The following is a 13829-nucleotide window of genomic DNA, read 5'->3' on the forward strand; positions in this document are numbered from 1 at the left end:
AGAATTTATTTTTTTAAACAATATCTTTTGAAACGACATCTTTTAAAACGACCTTACTGAAGAATAAAGAGCTGCTTTTTCTACTACTATTTGGAGCACAGATCCATGAAAATTCGTTCGCAAGTCGGCATGGTGCTTAACCTTGATAAATGTATCGGTTGCCACACCTGCTCAGTTACCTGTAAAAACGTCTGGACCAGCCGTGAAGGTATGGAATACGCATGGTTCAACAACGTTGAATCAAAGCCCGGTATTGGCTATCCCAAAGAGTGGGAAAACCAAACCAAATGGAAAGGCGGCTGGATACGTAATGCCAACGGCACCATAAATCCACGCATCGGTGGTAAATTCAGAGTATTGGCAAATATTTTTGCCAACCCTGATTTGCCAGAAATCGATGATTATTACGAACCGTTTGATTTCGATTATCAGCATCTTCATACCGCTCCTATCAGTACCCATCAGCCTATCGCCCGTCCACGCTCAGCCATCACTGGCAAGCGGATGCAGAAGATTGAATGGGGTCCTAACTGGGAAGAAATCTTAGGTACAGAATTTGAAAAACGTCGTAAAGATAAAAACTTTGACAACATTCAAGCGGATATCTACGGCGAGTACGAAAATACTTTCATGATGTATTTGCCGCGTCTATGCGAGCATTGCTTGAACCCAACTTGCGTAGCAGCGTGTCCTAGTGGCGCGATCTATAAGCGTGAAGAAGACGGTATTGTTCTAATTGATCAAGAAAAATGCCGCGGCTGGCGCATGTGTATCTCAGGCTGCCCGTACAAAAAGATTTATTACAACTGGAAATCCGGTAAATCAGAAAAATGTATATTCTGTTATCCACGTATTGAAGCTGGCTTGCCAACCGTTTGTTCAGAAACCTGCGTCGGTCGTATCCGTTACTTAGGTGTCTTGCTATATGACGCTGACAAAATCGCCGAAGCAGCTAGTACACCAAACGAAAAAGATATTTATCCTGCGCAATTAGACTTATTTTTAGATCCTAATAATCCTGTCGTTATTGCTCAAGCATTAAAAGACGGTGTTCCGCAGTCAGTGATTGATTCTGCGCAGCGCTCACCAGTATATAAGCTTGCAGTAGATTGGAAGCTTGCGCTACCACTACACCCTGAATACCGTACGCTACCAATGGTTTGGTATGTACCACCATTATCACCGATTCAAAACGCTGCTGAAGCGGGCAAAGTCGGTATGGATGGTCTAATTCCAGATGTTGACAGCTTACGTATCCCGTTACGTTATTTGGCCAACCTCTTGACCGCAGGTGATGAAGAGCCAGTTCGTCTTGCATTGAAGCGTCTACTTGCTATGCGTAGCTACAAACGTATGCAACTGGTCGAAAAGCAAGAAGTTCAAAGCATCTTAGACGATGTTGGTCTGACCAAGCTACAAGTTGAAGAGATGTATCGCTATCTTGCTATCGCCAACTACGAAGATCGTTTTGTTATTCCAACTGCGCATCGCGAAGAAGCGTTAAGTGATGCCTTTGCTGAACGTAACGGCTGTGGTTTTACCTTTGGTGAAGGCTGTTCAGGTACTTCTGATAACAGTATGTTCGGACAACGCAAAACCAATCGTCGTGATTTCATCGATACTGTCCAAAAGTGGGAGTCATAAGATGCAAACTACTCAATTTCATACCGACAGCTCTGTCATCGATTCTGTAATGCCACCAGTGATTGGTGCATCAGAATTGAAGATACTCAAAGTATTAAGCTTACTTATCGACTATCCAAGCAATGAGCTATTTTTAGGTGATACCTTGGCTGATTGCACAGAAATTATCGCTAGATCAACCATTATTAGTCCTGAAGTACGCACGCAAATCATTGACTTGATTGAAGATCTAATCGATACCGGCTCTCTTGAAGCACAAGCGCGTTATGACGGTCTTTTTGAGCGCGGTCGGTCTTTATCACTTTGGTTGTTTGAGCATGTACATGGTGAATCGCGTGATCGCGGTCAAGCCATGGTCGATTTGATGGGTCAATATGAAGAAGCTGGCTTTGCCATTAGCGTCAAAGAGCTCCCTGATTATCTTCCTTTATATCTAGAATTCTTGGCTTATCAAGCAACCGTTATCGACGATGATATTCAAATTCGTATGGATATTGCCGATGTCAGTCATATCATTGCCTTGCTTGCTGCCAGACTTGAGCACCGCGGCAGTATGTATAAAGGCTGCTTTAATGCGCTATTGCAAATAGCTGGCAAGCCTCTTGATATGGTCGAAGAGTATCAAGAAAAAATCAGTAAAGAAAAGCCTGATGACAGCTTTGAAGCATTAGACAAAGAATGGGAAGAGGAAGTGGTTACTTTCTTGGATGCGCAACAAGAAGAGCGTTGTTCTTCTCAGACCAGCACCCAAAGTCTGGCGGCAAAAGCGGGTGTTAGAACTGCCCCCACTAAAAACATCGTCGACGCTCCTGTGCACTGGGTAGACTTTAAAACCAATCCACCGGTTAAACAATCATAAGGAGAGAAGATATGAATATTGCAGATCCTAGCGTACAGTCTTTAGCCAATCTAAGTTGGCTGCAAATCTTTCTTTTTGGTGTTTATCCATATATAGCATTGACCATCGCTATCATTGGTACTTGGGTACGTTTTGACTTATCTCAGTATTCGTGGAAGACCGGTTCATCACAAATGCTAAGAACCAAAAATATGCGTCTTGCTAGCAACTTATTCCACGTCGGTATTATCGTGGTATTGCTTGGGCATTTATTCGGTATGTTGACGCCGCATTTTCTCTATGACCGCTTTATCAGTGCTGGGCATAAGCAGATTTTAGCGGTGGTCGTCGGTGGTATTGCGGGGGTATTTTGTTGGTTTGGTTTGGTCATGCTGATGTGGCGACGCTTTACGGACGATCGTATCTCCAACACCTCATCATTTTCCGACAAGCTGATACTTGTGCTGTTATTTATTCAGCTCAACCTCGGATTAATATCCATATTTACCTCAGTAAAACATCTAGATGGCTTTACTATGATGAATTTAGCAGGATGGGCACAGGACATCACCATCTTAAGGCCTTGGCAAGCAGCAGCTCGTATCGAGCAAACTGACCTCATCTATCAGCTGCATATGGCACTAGGTATCACGCTGATTGCGATATTCCCATTCACACGGCTCATTCATATTATTAGCGCGCCAGTGTGGTATTTAGGTCGCCGCTATCAAATTGTGAGAGAGAAACGTTCGCAATAGAAATAAGCACAATAGTGAAACAGCATTGATGTTTAAATAGGAATACGATACCATAAGATTCATTTTTAATGAATCTTATGGAAACAGCTTGATTATTTTACTGCTGAATGCTTAATCCTGCACCTAGTTGCAGCGTTCATCGCAGTTTAAATATCTAATTACTGTTACCAATTTCATTTTTTGAGCTTCAATCCCTAAACTTATCAATGTGAATATACTCACTAAAGGAACCACAATGGCCTCACCACAAACATTAGAAATCGTCAAAGCAACGGTACCTGTCCTTGAAGAACATGGGACAGCAATTACTACTGTGTTTTATAAAAATATGTTTAATGGACATCCTGAACTACTAGATATTTTTAATGAAACCAATCAGAAACTAGGTCGTCAACAGACCGCATTAGCAATGACGGTTTTAGCAGCGGCCAAACATTTGGAAAACTTAGCGACTTTATTGCCGCAAGTCACACAAATCAGTCATAAGCATCGTGCCTTACAGATTTTGCCAGAGCACTACCCTATCGTTGGCACCCATTTACTTGGTGCTATCAAAGAAGTACTGGGTGAAGCGGCTAATGACGACATCATCAATGCTTGGACTGAAGCTTATGATGAAATTGCCTCGGTATTTATCCAAGTCGAACACGGTATGTACGAGCAGGAAATGTGGCAAGGTTTTGCCCCATTTAAAGTGACTGAAAAAGTAGAAGCCGCCACTGATATCGCCGCCTTTACGGTCGTTCCAGTAAACGCTGATTTAGAAAGCAATAACACAGTAAGCCACAAACCTATCGACCTAAGCAAACTTAAACTAAGCGCTGGTCAATACATCACGGTAAAAACAGATCCAACCGACAGCGACCGTATTGCCCTGCGTCATTATTCTTTATTCTCAGCCAATAGCGATAAAGGCATCCAGTTTGCGGTCAGACGCGATAACCGTAATGAGCATAATGGACTAGTGTCTAATTATCTGCATGACTCATTAGAAGTCGGCGATACGGTTCTATTGTCTGCACCGGCTGGTGATTTTGAGCTCAACCAAGATTTAGTACAACAAAACGATATTCCATTAGTGCTTGTCAGCGCTGGGGTTGGGGTAACACCGATTTTATCGATGTTAGAAGCACAAGTAACTGCCAATCCAAAGCGTCCTATCGTCTGGGTTTATGCTTGCCAAAACCAAGAGCATCATGCTTTCAATAATGAAATAAATGCGCTATTAGCCGCTGCTGAAAACGTAGAAAAGCACATCTTCTACTTTGAGTCTGGGCAAATTCTTGATGAAGCGTGGCTTGCTAATTTACCTAAGCCTGCTGATATTTATGTTTGTGGCTCTATGCCCTTTATGGAAAGTATTATCGATACGCTAATGAGCCTAGACCATGGTGTGGATAGTGTTCATTACGAACCATTTGGTCCTAAAATGAGCATAGAGCTGGCTTAATGCTATCAATATTATTGAGGTTATAAATAATATTGAGCATGGCAGAAAATAAGCTTAGCACCACCGTAGAGCCGCTTTTAAATAAATTGATAGACACGACATTTATGCATACATCATAAATTTAGTACTATTGAATAAATCGTTTAAAAGCGGCTCTATTTTTTTATTTTTATTCAGTTTTTAACGTAAAACCTCAATCTTATTTTAAGATTCCTATTACAAGAATCCTTTTATCAAAAACTTTAGTGGAGCAAAAGCCATGACTGTCAGTACCTACAATCCAACCGACCACACGACGACTAACAACGTAAGTAACAGCGTAAATAACAACGTTAGTAGTGACACTCATACTGACCATGCTGCTCATGCCTCTACTGATGCCAATCACACGCACAGCGGTCATAATTGTGGTCATGACCATAGTCACGATCACAGCCATGACCACAATCATCATAGTCATGAGCACAATCATAGTCATGGTGATGATATCGTTCATTTAATGCCAACCTTGACCGATCTACAAAAACCACATTCTGATCAAGAGTTCATCGAAAAGGCAATGGCGGAAGAACACAGCAACCATAAAAACCTCATCGCTTCTAGTCGTGATGAATTGCCTTCGGTCACGGTAAATGGTGTGATGATAGGTAGAACTAACATTGCCCAAGAGCTGCAATATCACCCAGCAGAAAATAAAGAAGACGCGGTATTTTTAGCGACGCAGGCTTTGGTTGTACGTGAACTACTTAGACTGGCGGTTTTGGATGAGCCAAACCTTGGCGAAGCGGCATGGGAAAACGATGAAGAACAAGCTATTTCTGCCTTGATAGATAAAAATGTCCAAGCGACCATGCCTGATATGGCAACGTGTGAGCGTTACTATAAGCAAAATATTACGGACTATATGACCGATCCTATTATGAACGTGCGCCATATCTTGCTGGCTTGTCTGCCTGAAGATGGCGACGAGCGATTAAAGCTCAAAAAGACCGCTTACGAATTTATTGAACAAGTTAAAAATAATGCCAATCCCGATGCAGAGTTTATTCAATTGGCACGCCAGCACTCTGCTTGCCCTTCAAAAGAACAAGACGGTGAGTTGGGTGTGATTAACAAAGGACAAACCGTACCAGAATTTGAAAGCGCGTTATTTAAGTCAGACGCAGGACTTGCGCCAAGCCCCATCGAAAGCAGATATGGCTTCCACGTCGTTGATGTATTAAATAAAGAACCTGGCATACAGATGACTTATGATCAAGTTGTCCCTGCTATTCATAATAAGCTGAGCCAGCAAGCGTTTCATCAAGCATTATGCGATTATCTGTTTACGCTAGCGAATGAAGCAGACATCGAAGGTATCGAGATGATGCTTGAGCAAGAGAATATATTCCGCGGCTAATCAATCATCTGTCGGTGACGACATTGTTATGATATAAAGTAGCTCTTATGGTATAACGTATCTCTGATGTTATAAATAGTCCAACATTAATAAAATGAGTAGAAGTTTATGATTACGGTTGAAGGGCTCATCTCTGAAATAAAGCAGCGCGTAGAAACTTATAACTATAATGACTATCCGCTACCTAACAGACAAATCAATACTTACGACTTATTAGAAAGCCGTAATCAGATATTGGCTGAAGACATTGTCTCGCCCTTTGCTATACCGAGGCAGAACTTATCCGCGATGGATGGTTATGCGATTGCTCAAGGTAGTGAGCTCTCAGCATGCAGTACTATTACTATCATCGGCGAATCACAAGCTGGCAGTCCTTACGCTGGTGATATCAAGGCAGGACAAGGGATACGTATCTTTACCGGTGCAGTCGTACCTGACAGCTGTGATACGGTTATCATGCAAGAAAACACCAACTTTGCAGCGATAAGAGATAGCATTGATAAATCACAGCCTTATGCCATCACGCTTAGTCAAACCGCTAAATGCGATGACAACATTCGTAAGCAAGGCGAAGAAATTGAAACTGGTGAAACTGTTTTACTCAAAGGTAAACGACTGAATCCTGCTGATATTAGTTTATTGGCGAATTTAGGTGTCGATAAAGTTGCTGTCTATAAACCTTTGATCGTCGGTGTGCTCGCGACTGGCGATGAGCTCGTGGCGATTGGCAATGAGCTTGAAAGCTTGGCGCACATCTATAATTCCAATACCCCCACACTCAAAAGCCTATTATCTGATTTACCGGTAGATATTCGTGATTATGGCATCATTGCTGATGATTTAGACAAAACCACTGCCGCTGTGACCAAAGCGATGCAAGAGTGTGACGTACTTATTTCTACCGCTGGCGTATCCGTTGGTGATTATGACTTTTTAACCACCGTTATTGAACAATTAGGAAAAATTAATCACTATAAAGTGGCTATGAAACCCGGTAAACCTTTTGTATTTGGTGAGCTGACTCAAAACCTTGCCAAGCCAGTATTGTATTTTGGCTTACCCGGCAACCCATTATCGACGGTCGTCGGCACCTTACAGTTTGTGATTCCAGCATTGTGGCAAATGGCAGGCGCTGCTCTACAAGAGCGACCCATGCAGTTGACCCTAAGCGCAACGCTTGAAAATGATATTAAAAAATCAGCAGGTCGTACGGACTTTCAAAGAGGGATTCTGTCACAAAATGAAGCTGGCACTTTTCAAGTTGAAAGCTTTACCAAACAGCAATCGCACCGTATCAAACAGCTTAGCCACGCCAACTGTTTTATTGTATTGGCTCAAGATTCTGGTAACCTAGCGGCTGGTGAAAACGTACAGGTTCAACCCTTCCCTTGGTTGAATCATTGAAAGTTACATCATTGATAGTTTAATAACTGAAAACTGCGTTGTTTACAGCTAAACAGTTAATAATTCTTTATACCATTAACCGTGAGAAACTTATTATCCACTACCATTTAGCTTCTACTACTTTGGTGGTAGTTTTTAAGTAACTTACGGTTAATTGTTATTTGCTGATAAGCTGTCATAATGATATCTAAATAGAATTTTTCACTCACAACCTGAGGCAACGCCTAAAAGTACACAATATACTTAATATTAATGGTAATCATCTATGAACCATCTTGCCCCCAATGCAGGCAATGCTCAACTGTATTCGCCTGTCGCTGCACCCGCTATTTCTGATGGTGATTCACCGTCGAAAGTCGCCATGTCGTCTATTCATTCTCCTAGTACGCTCTCTCAACCATTAACAGATGGTTTCGCACGACGTCTAACCTATCTGCGCTTATCGATTACAGACTTCTGTAATTTCCGCTGTGAATACTGCCTGCCGGATGGCTATCAAGGTAAACCACCACAGAACGAGATAAGTGTCGCTGAAATTGCGACTTTAATCCGCGGTTTTGCCCAAGTAGGTACCAAAAAAGTACGGATTACTGGTGGCGAACCCTCCATACGTCGTGATTTGGTAGACATTATTAAAACTGTTAAAAACACCGAGGGTATCGAAACCGTTGCCATGACCAGTAATGGCTATAAACTTGGTAAGCACTTAGCCGATTGGCACGCTGCTGGACTAAACCAAATTAATATCAGTATGGACAGCTTTGATGCTGTTACTTTTCATAAGATGACTGGTTTTGATATGTTGCCACAGCTGTTGGCTGATATGGATAAATTACTAGCGACCACGGATATCAAACTAAAAATAAACAGTATTTTGATGGCTGAAACTGCCTTTGAAAATCTGATGAATGCCATCGATTATGTAAAAGACAGACCTGTCACTTATCGATTTATTGAGTTTATGCAAACCAGTGACAACAGCGATTTATTTTTTGCGCAGCATGCACAGTCCGACATTATTACCAACTATTTGATAAAACACGGTTGGCAAACCCATGTGCGTGGCAGCAACGATGGTCCAGCGATAGAGTATAGCCATCCTGATTATCAAGGGCGCATCGGTATGATTGCGCCTTATGCCGCCCATTTTTGTGACAGCTGTAATCGTTTGCGTGTCAGCAGTCAAGGTAAGGTACATCTGTGTCTATTTGACCAAGGCAACTACGATATTCGTCAGCACCTACAGCAAGATGATGTTGCAGGGCTCGTTAATACCCTACATAGCTTTATGCCAATCAAACCTGAACACCATCATCTCCATGAGTCCAATAGTGGCATGATGAATAACTTGTCGATGATTGGTGGTTAGAATCAACCATATACTAATAATCAAATTTTTCATTTTTTATAACAAGCATATTTATTAAGGAATATCCATGAGTAAGCTGCAAGCCCCCTTTACCCCGCTTAATATCGCCATCTTAACGGTTTCTGATAGCCGTACTCTTGCAGAAGATACCTCGGGTCAGTATCTGGTCGATCAATTAACCGCAGCAGGGCATCAACTTGCGGATCGTCAGTTGATTATTGATGATATTTATAAGATTAGAGCGGTCATCAGTGGCTGGATTGCAGACCCAAATGTGCACGCTATTATTACCACTGGCGGTACTGGTTTTTATATTAGAGACAGCATGCCAGAAGCGGTTGGCGTATTGTTTGACAAATCAGTTGATGGCTTTGGTGAGATGTTCCGCTTAATCTCAAAAGACGATATCGGTATGTCTACCATACAATCCAGAGCAGTGGCTGGCATGGCAAATGGTACGGGTATCTTCTGCTTACCCGGCTCATCAGGTGCTTGCCGCACCGCTTGGGAAGGTATCTTGCAAGAGCAACTCGATAGCCGTACGCGTCCGTGTAATTTTGTCCCACATTTTATGCGTACCAATCCAGGTCATGATTAAGCAATGCATGATGTCTTAGATAAATCAGGCGCTGCAGGTGACTGTTATAAGTCAAATCACTTAGCAGGTGTCGTTATTTTGGCGGGCGGTGCCTCTACACGGATGGGCTCGCCCAAAGCTGAGCTCATACTGCCGACAGGCGAGTGCCTGCTTGATTATCATGTTAGACAGGCGCTTGAATTAAGCACCACAGCTACGCATAACCTGCCTATTATGATTGCTGATAATGGGCGTGATTTTACGATAAATACGAATTTGGGTTTACAAAGTTCACAAGCGACGATATTTCATATTACTGACTATCTTTCTGGTAATGATGACGAGCAGATCGAAACGGGCGGCGCATTAGTGGCCATTGAGTCAGCGCTACAATCTGCGGCAAGCTTGACGAAATTAGGCGAAATACCAAACGCGCACGCATCTTGGCTGATGGTTATTAGCTGTGATAGCTTGGTTCCTGCAACCGATTTATGGCAAAAGCTAAAGACTTATATAACACAAGCCGCAGATAAATCTGCCATTTGCCTAACGGATGACAGTCATTTATATCCATTATTAGGTATTTATCGCTTAAGTATTGAGCCTAATTTAAAGCATTATATTGATCATGGACAGCGCCAAGTGATGAAGTTTATTAAGCCTATCGTCCAGCCTGTGTCATTTCCCAAAAACTGGCAGTATTTGACCAATTTTAATACTCCCGAAGATTTCAAACGCGCCTGTATAGCTTTGACTCATCTATAAAAAACAGTTTAAAAAAGGTTTTACCTATGAGTAGTAATCTCCAAATAAATAATGAAGCCACACTAGCTGAATCAACATTGGCTAAAGCAACATCGTTTAAATCAAACTTATCGCATCTAGATAGCGACGGCGACATTACGATGGTCGATGTCAGTGGCAAAACGGCGACGACAAGAGAAGCTTGTGCGCAAGGACAGGTAGTTTTCCCCGCAGCGATTTATGAGCAAATCAAGGCTGCTGACGGCATGACCAAAAAAGGCAGCATCACTCAAACGGCTCATATCGCCGGTATCATGGCAGCCAAACGTACCCACGATCTTATTCCACTTTGCCATCCCCTACCATTAGATAAAATTGGCTTAACCTTTGTATACGATGATAATAAAAATAGCATCACTGTCACTGCCACCGTCAAAGTCACGCATAAAACTGGGGTAGAAATGGAAGCGCTGACAGCGGTCAGTGTCGCTTGCTTAACCATCTATGATATGACCAAAGCTATCTCGCATGACATTATCATTGATAATGTTCATTTGATGAATAAAACGGGCGGCAAATCAGACTATCAGCATGCCTAAATAAGTATCATTGTTCCGATATGCATAAAGTTTGGTAATTAACAAATAATGGAGACTGCTATGAGCGCTTTAATCGAAAGTAATACAGATGCCACGATGAATATTACTGTTTTATACTTCGCAAGCTTGGCTGATGAAGCCAATTGTCATGAAGAAAAAATCAATGTGCAACAGTCGACTTCATTAACCGATTTATATGAGCAGCTGCGCCAAAAGTATCGTTTTAGTCGCCCGCAATCAGAGCTACGCGTGGCGGTAAACGACTACTTTGCCAAATGGACAGATGAAATTTATGATGGTGATAATGTGGTTTTTATTACACCCGTCGCTGGCGGTTAATGTTACTCATACTTTCTGCTTATATCATTATAAAGCTCACTCAAAATAATAAATAGAGAAAATAAATGACAGACAATGTACATGGGCAGTCGATGCACATTAAACGTAGCATCGATGAAGCCTACCTGATTGCTGAACGTGATGGTTTTGCGCTATTAGATACCAACATTGACGAAAGCCGGCTTAAAAACACCCTCGATGATGACAGTTGCGGGGCATTTGTATGCTTCGAGGGACGGGTACGCAACCACAATAATGCCAGTAGCGTCAATCGCTTAACCTATTACGGCTACGAAGACCTCGCCCTCAATCAAGGACGCGCCATTATTGAAGAAGCCAAAAAGCGTTTTGAGATCACTCATGCTATTGCCATTCATCGTATCGGTGCTTTAGAGATTGGTGATGTAGCGGTGTGGGTGGGCGTCGTCTCAGCCCATCGCTACCCTGCCTTTGATGCCTGTCGCTGGATACTCGATACGATTAAAGCAGATATTCCCGTTTGGAAGCAAGAGTACTATCAAGATGATTCTTCTAAATGGCTAAGCAACAATGGCTAAGCAACAATGGCTAAGCAAAAGAAGCTCATGTAAAGGTTCATAATGGCAGTAAATATCATTATTAGCTAAAAAAAAATCCGATATTAAGCTGTCTAATATAAATAAGTAACCTAGACTTCAAAACCAATATTTTTTCACTGATAATTGTTTCATATTTTAAAATTAGAGGATATATATTATGCAATCGAAGCAATCAAATGGTCATCGTGAACCCGTCACCAATCTGTCTTACTTAAAATTATCAAAACCTATCGTAACGCTAGGCGCATCTATTTGTTTGGTATTAGGTCTAAGTGCTTGTAGTAAAGAAACCAGTACGGAAGAGACGCAAGCCGTTGCTAATGATGCAACGACTCAACCAACTGAAACTATGCGCATTGCAGCTGCAGCCAACTTATCAGATGTACTACCTGAAATCATTGAAGGTTATAAAGCTGATAGAAATCAGCCGAATCAAAAAATTGAAGTCACCTTTGCCTCATCAGGTAAGCTTTATTCTCAAATTACCTCAGGTGCGCCTTACGATATTTTTTTAGCTGCCAATCAAGAATTCCCCGCTAAGTTAGTAGGTGAGATGTTTAAAGGTGACACAAGCCACACGCCATTTACTTATACCCAAGGTCAGCTATCTATTTATAGTGCCACCAAACCTGTTAGTGGACTGAACCAAACCACATTGACTGAGTTACTAAAGAACGATAATAAAACAAAAATCACCATTGCCAATCCAGAGCTTGCTCCTTATGGTGAATCAGCAAAAACCTATCTACAAGAGCAAAAGCTCTATGACTCTCTAACGGCGCAAAAACGCATCATACAAGCTGAAAATATTGGTCAAGCTTTCCAATATGCGCATACCGGTAGTGTCGACTATGGCTTTGTTGCGCACTCACAAGTCACCGCCATTAAAGCGACGCCTGAGCAGTTTTATATCTTACCACCAGAGTCTTATCCTGCTATCTTACAAGACGGCATCGTTATCACTGACGTGGCAGCCGCAGCAGATTTCACTGACTATCTACGCTCTCCTGCAGGACAAGCTTATTTTTCTAAAGCGGGTTATTTAGCGGTTAAGTAGCCTATCTGTAGATAGGTTGTTTTATCAGTTCTATACTGCCATTTATAAATGAAGGCGCGCTGACAATGAGGCTAAAGCTGTTGTTATCAGTGCGCCTTCATATTATGATGCTAAGTATCATAAATGGCATGGCATTATAAGTAACGTCCTATCAGTAATGTATTAGATAAAAGGTAAATAAACAGTGACGCTATGATGTCTCAGTCTCTTATCTCAGATATGCTGCTCCCCGTATGGGTGAGCATCAAGCTTGCCGGTATTACCACCTTATGTTTATTATTGTTTGCAACCCCATTGGCTTATTGGTTGGCCAAACCCAGTTGCGGCAATATCATTGGCCGTATAAAGATACTACTCATGGGGGTGATTGCCATGCCTCTTGTGTTGCCACCAACGGTGATCGGTTTTTACTTATTACTGCTGTTAAGCCCAAACTTTGGCATTGGCAAATGGCTTGCACAATATAATATCAGCGCTTTCACCTTTACCTTTGAAGGACTAGTAATTGGCTCTATCATTTACTCATTACCTTTTTACGTTCAGCCTGTCTATGCGCAATTCTTACGCATTCCAGCCAGTGTCATGGACGCCGCTCATCTGCTAGAGCCCAGCCGTTTAAGACGTTTTATACGCGTGGCACTACCGCAAGCACGTATCGGTATCATCCTTGGTAGTCTAATCAGCTTTGCGCATACCATTGGTGAGTTTGGTGTGGTACTTATGATTGGCGGTAGTATTTCGGGTGAGACTAAAGTCGTCTCTATTGCTATCTATGAGCAAGTAGAGGCGCTGAATTATGAGGCAGCGCACATGATGTCTATTATTCTCATTATCATGGGCATGGTTATGGTGGCATTGATTGCAAGTGTCAGCCGATTGAATCAGCGCTCATAAAGCTTCCATAAAAAATAAACGCTATTGCATAAAAAACCCTCAATTAACCTATAAAGCTAAAATTGAACTGACCCCCATAAGTTGGACACAACTTATGGGGTATTTTTATGCGTTACACACTAGACTTCAAGATCGAAGTCATCGCATACTATCGGCAAAGACATACCGGACTTGCCACA

At 42.0% G+C, this 13829-nt stretch carries 14 protein-coding genes; all 14 read left to right on the plus strand.

The window, feature by feature from the left end; all coding sequences use genetic code 11:
- Positions 1-105: 105 nt before the first annotated feature.
- Positions 106-1644 carry a nitrate reductase subunit beta gene (gene narH, locus EPB74_RS12305; RefSeq protein ID WP_274904432.1) on the plus strand — a complete coding sequence of 513 codons (1539 nt, stop codon included), beginning with the start codon at positions 106-108 and terminating at the stop codon, positions 1642-1644.
- A gap of 1 nt (position 1645) precedes the next feature.
- Entirely contained in the window at positions 1646-2503 is an 858-nt protein-coding gene (gene narJ, locus EPB74_RS12310) for a nitrate reductase molybdenum cofactor assembly chaperone (RefSeq protein ID WP_274904433.1), read from the plus strand.
- 11 nt (positions 2504-2514) lie between these two features.
- The gene (gene narI / locus EPB74_RS12315) at positions 2515-3240 is read left to right on the plus strand and encodes a respiratory nitrate reductase subunit gamma (RefSeq protein WP_089555997.1); all 726 of its coding nucleotides are present in this window, start codon (positions 2515-2517) and stop codon (positions 3238-3240) included.
- A 235-nt stretch (positions 3241-3475) separates the two neighbouring features.
- Positions 3476-4690, plus strand: a complete 1215-nt coding sequence (locus EPB74_RS12320; RefSeq protein ID WP_274904434.1) for a globin domain-containing protein — start codon at positions 3476-3478, stop codon at positions 4688-4690.
- A 259-nt stretch (positions 4691-4949) separates the two neighbouring features.
- The gene (locus tag EPB74_RS12325; protein WP_342462791.1) at positions 4950-6089 is read left to right on the plus strand and encodes a peptidylprolyl isomerase; all 1140 of its coding nucleotides are present in this window, start codon (positions 4950-4952) and stop codon (positions 6087-6089) included.
- Between the two features lie 108 nt (positions 6090-6197).
- The gene (locus tag EPB74_RS12330) at positions 6198-7493 is read left to right on the plus strand and encodes a molybdopterin molybdotransferase MoeA (RefSeq protein ID WP_274904435.1); all 1296 of its coding nucleotides are present in this window, start codon (positions 6198-6200) and stop codon (positions 7491-7493) included.
- A 265-nt stretch (positions 7494-7758) separates the two neighbouring features.
- Positions 7759-8862, plus strand: coding sequence for a GTP 3',8-cyclase MoaA (gene moaA / locus EPB74_RS12335; protein WP_274904436.1), 1104 nt, complete (start codon positions 7759-7761; stop codon positions 8860-8862).
- A gap of 67 nt (positions 8863-8929) precedes the next feature.
- Positions 8930-9460 (plus strand): molybdenum cofactor biosynthesis protein B, encoded by a 531-nt coding sequence (gene moaB, locus EPB74_RS12340; RefSeq protein ID WP_045447155.1) that lies wholly within the window; start codon positions 8930-8932, stop codon positions 9458-9460.
- A gap of 3 nt (positions 9461-9463) precedes the next feature.
- Positions 9464-10204 carry a molybdenum cofactor guanylyltransferase gene (gene mobA, locus EPB74_RS12345; RefSeq protein ID WP_274904438.1) on the plus strand — a complete coding sequence of 247 codons (741 nt, stop codon included), beginning with the start codon at positions 9464-9466 and terminating at the stop codon, positions 10202-10204.
- 26 nt (positions 10205-10230) lie between these two features.
- Positions 10231-10782 carry a cyclic pyranopterin monophosphate synthase MoaC gene (gene moaC / locus EPB74_RS12350; RefSeq protein WP_274904439.1) on the plus strand — a complete coding sequence of 184 codons (552 nt, stop codon included), beginning with the start codon at positions 10231-10233 and terminating at the stop codon, positions 10780-10782.
- Between the two features lie 60 nt (positions 10783-10842).
- Positions 10843-11121 carry a MoaD/ThiS family protein gene (locus EPB74_RS12355; RefSeq protein WP_274904440.1) on the plus strand — a complete coding sequence of 93 codons (279 nt, stop codon included), beginning with the start codon at positions 10843-10845 and terminating at the stop codon, positions 11119-11121.
- Between the two features lie 65 nt (positions 11122-11186).
- Complete coding sequence (locus EPB74_RS12360; protein WP_079691208.1) at positions 11187-11678, plus strand: molybdenum cofactor biosynthesis protein MoaE; 492 nt, start codon at positions 11187-11189, stop codon at positions 11676-11678.
- 178 nt (positions 11679-11856) lie between these two features.
- Positions 11857-12756 (plus strand): molybdate ABC transporter substrate-binding protein, encoded by a 900-nt coding sequence (modA, locus tag EPB74_RS12365; RefSeq protein ID WP_274904441.1) that lies wholly within the window; start codon positions 11857-11859, stop codon positions 12754-12756.
- Between the two features lie 192 nt (positions 12757-12948).
- Positions 12949-13650, plus strand: coding sequence for a molybdate ABC transporter permease subunit (modB, locus tag EPB74_RS12370; protein ID WP_089555981.1), 702 nt, complete (start codon positions 12949-12951; stop codon positions 13648-13650).
- Positions 13651-13829: the final 179 nt, after the last annotated feature.

It is taken from the genome of Psychrobacter sp. DAB_AL62B (genome assembly GCF_028895345.1).
GTDB lineage: Bacteria > Pseudomonadota > Gammaproteobacteria > Pseudomonadales > Moraxellaceae > Psychrobacter.

Bases quoted from the DNA above. Each gene is read 5' to 3' on its own strand.
- narH (WP_274904432.1), top strand. From the start codon at position 106: ATGAAAATTCGTTCGCAAGTCGGCATGGTGCTTAACCTTGATAAATGT.
- narJ (WP_274904433.1), top strand. From the start codon at position 1,646: ATGCAAACTACTCAATTTCATACCGACAGCTCTGTCATCGATTCTGTA.
- narI (WP_089555997.1), top strand. From the start codon at position 2,515: ATGAATATTGCAGATCCTAGCGTACAGTCTTTAGCCAATCTAAGTTGG.
- EPB74_RS12320 (WP_274904434.1), top strand. From the start codon at position 3,476: ATGGCCTCACCACAAACATTAGAAATCGTCAAAGCAACGGTACCTGTC.
- EPB74_RS12325 (WP_342462791.1), top strand. From the start codon at position 4,950: ATGACTGTCAGTACCTACAATCCAACCGACCACACGACGACTAACAAC.
- EPB74_RS12330 (WP_274904435.1), top strand. From the start codon at position 6,198: ATGATTACGGTTGAAGGGCTCATCTCTGAAATAAAGCAGCGCGTAGAA.
- moaA (WP_274904436.1), top strand. From the start codon at position 7,759: ATGAACCATCTTGCCCCCAATGCAGGCAATGCTCAACTGTATTCGCCT.
- moaB (WP_045447155.1), top strand. From the start codon at position 8,930: ATGAGTAAGCTGCAAGCCCCCTTTACCCCGCTTAATATCGCCATCTTA.
- mobA (WP_274904438.1), top strand. From the start codon at position 9,464: ATGCATGATGTCTTAGATAAATCAGGCGCTGCAGGTGACTGTTATAAG.
- moaC (WP_274904439.1), top strand. From the start codon at position 10,231: ATGAGTAGTAATCTCCAAATAAATAATGAAGCCACACTAGCTGAATCA.
- EPB74_RS12355 (WP_274904440.1), top strand. From the start codon at position 10,843: ATGAGCGCTTTAATCGAAAGTAATACAGATGCCACGATGAATATTACT.
- EPB74_RS12360 (WP_079691208.1), top strand. From the start codon at position 11,187: ATGACAGACAATGTACATGGGCAGTCGATGCACATTAAACGTAGCATC.
- modA (WP_274904441.1), top strand. From the start codon at position 11,857: ATGCAATCGAAGCAATCAAATGGTCATCGTGAACCCGTCACCAATCTG.
- modB (WP_089555981.1), top strand. From the start codon at position 12,949: ATGATGTCTCAGTCTCTTATCTCAGATATGCTGCTCCCCGTATGGGTG.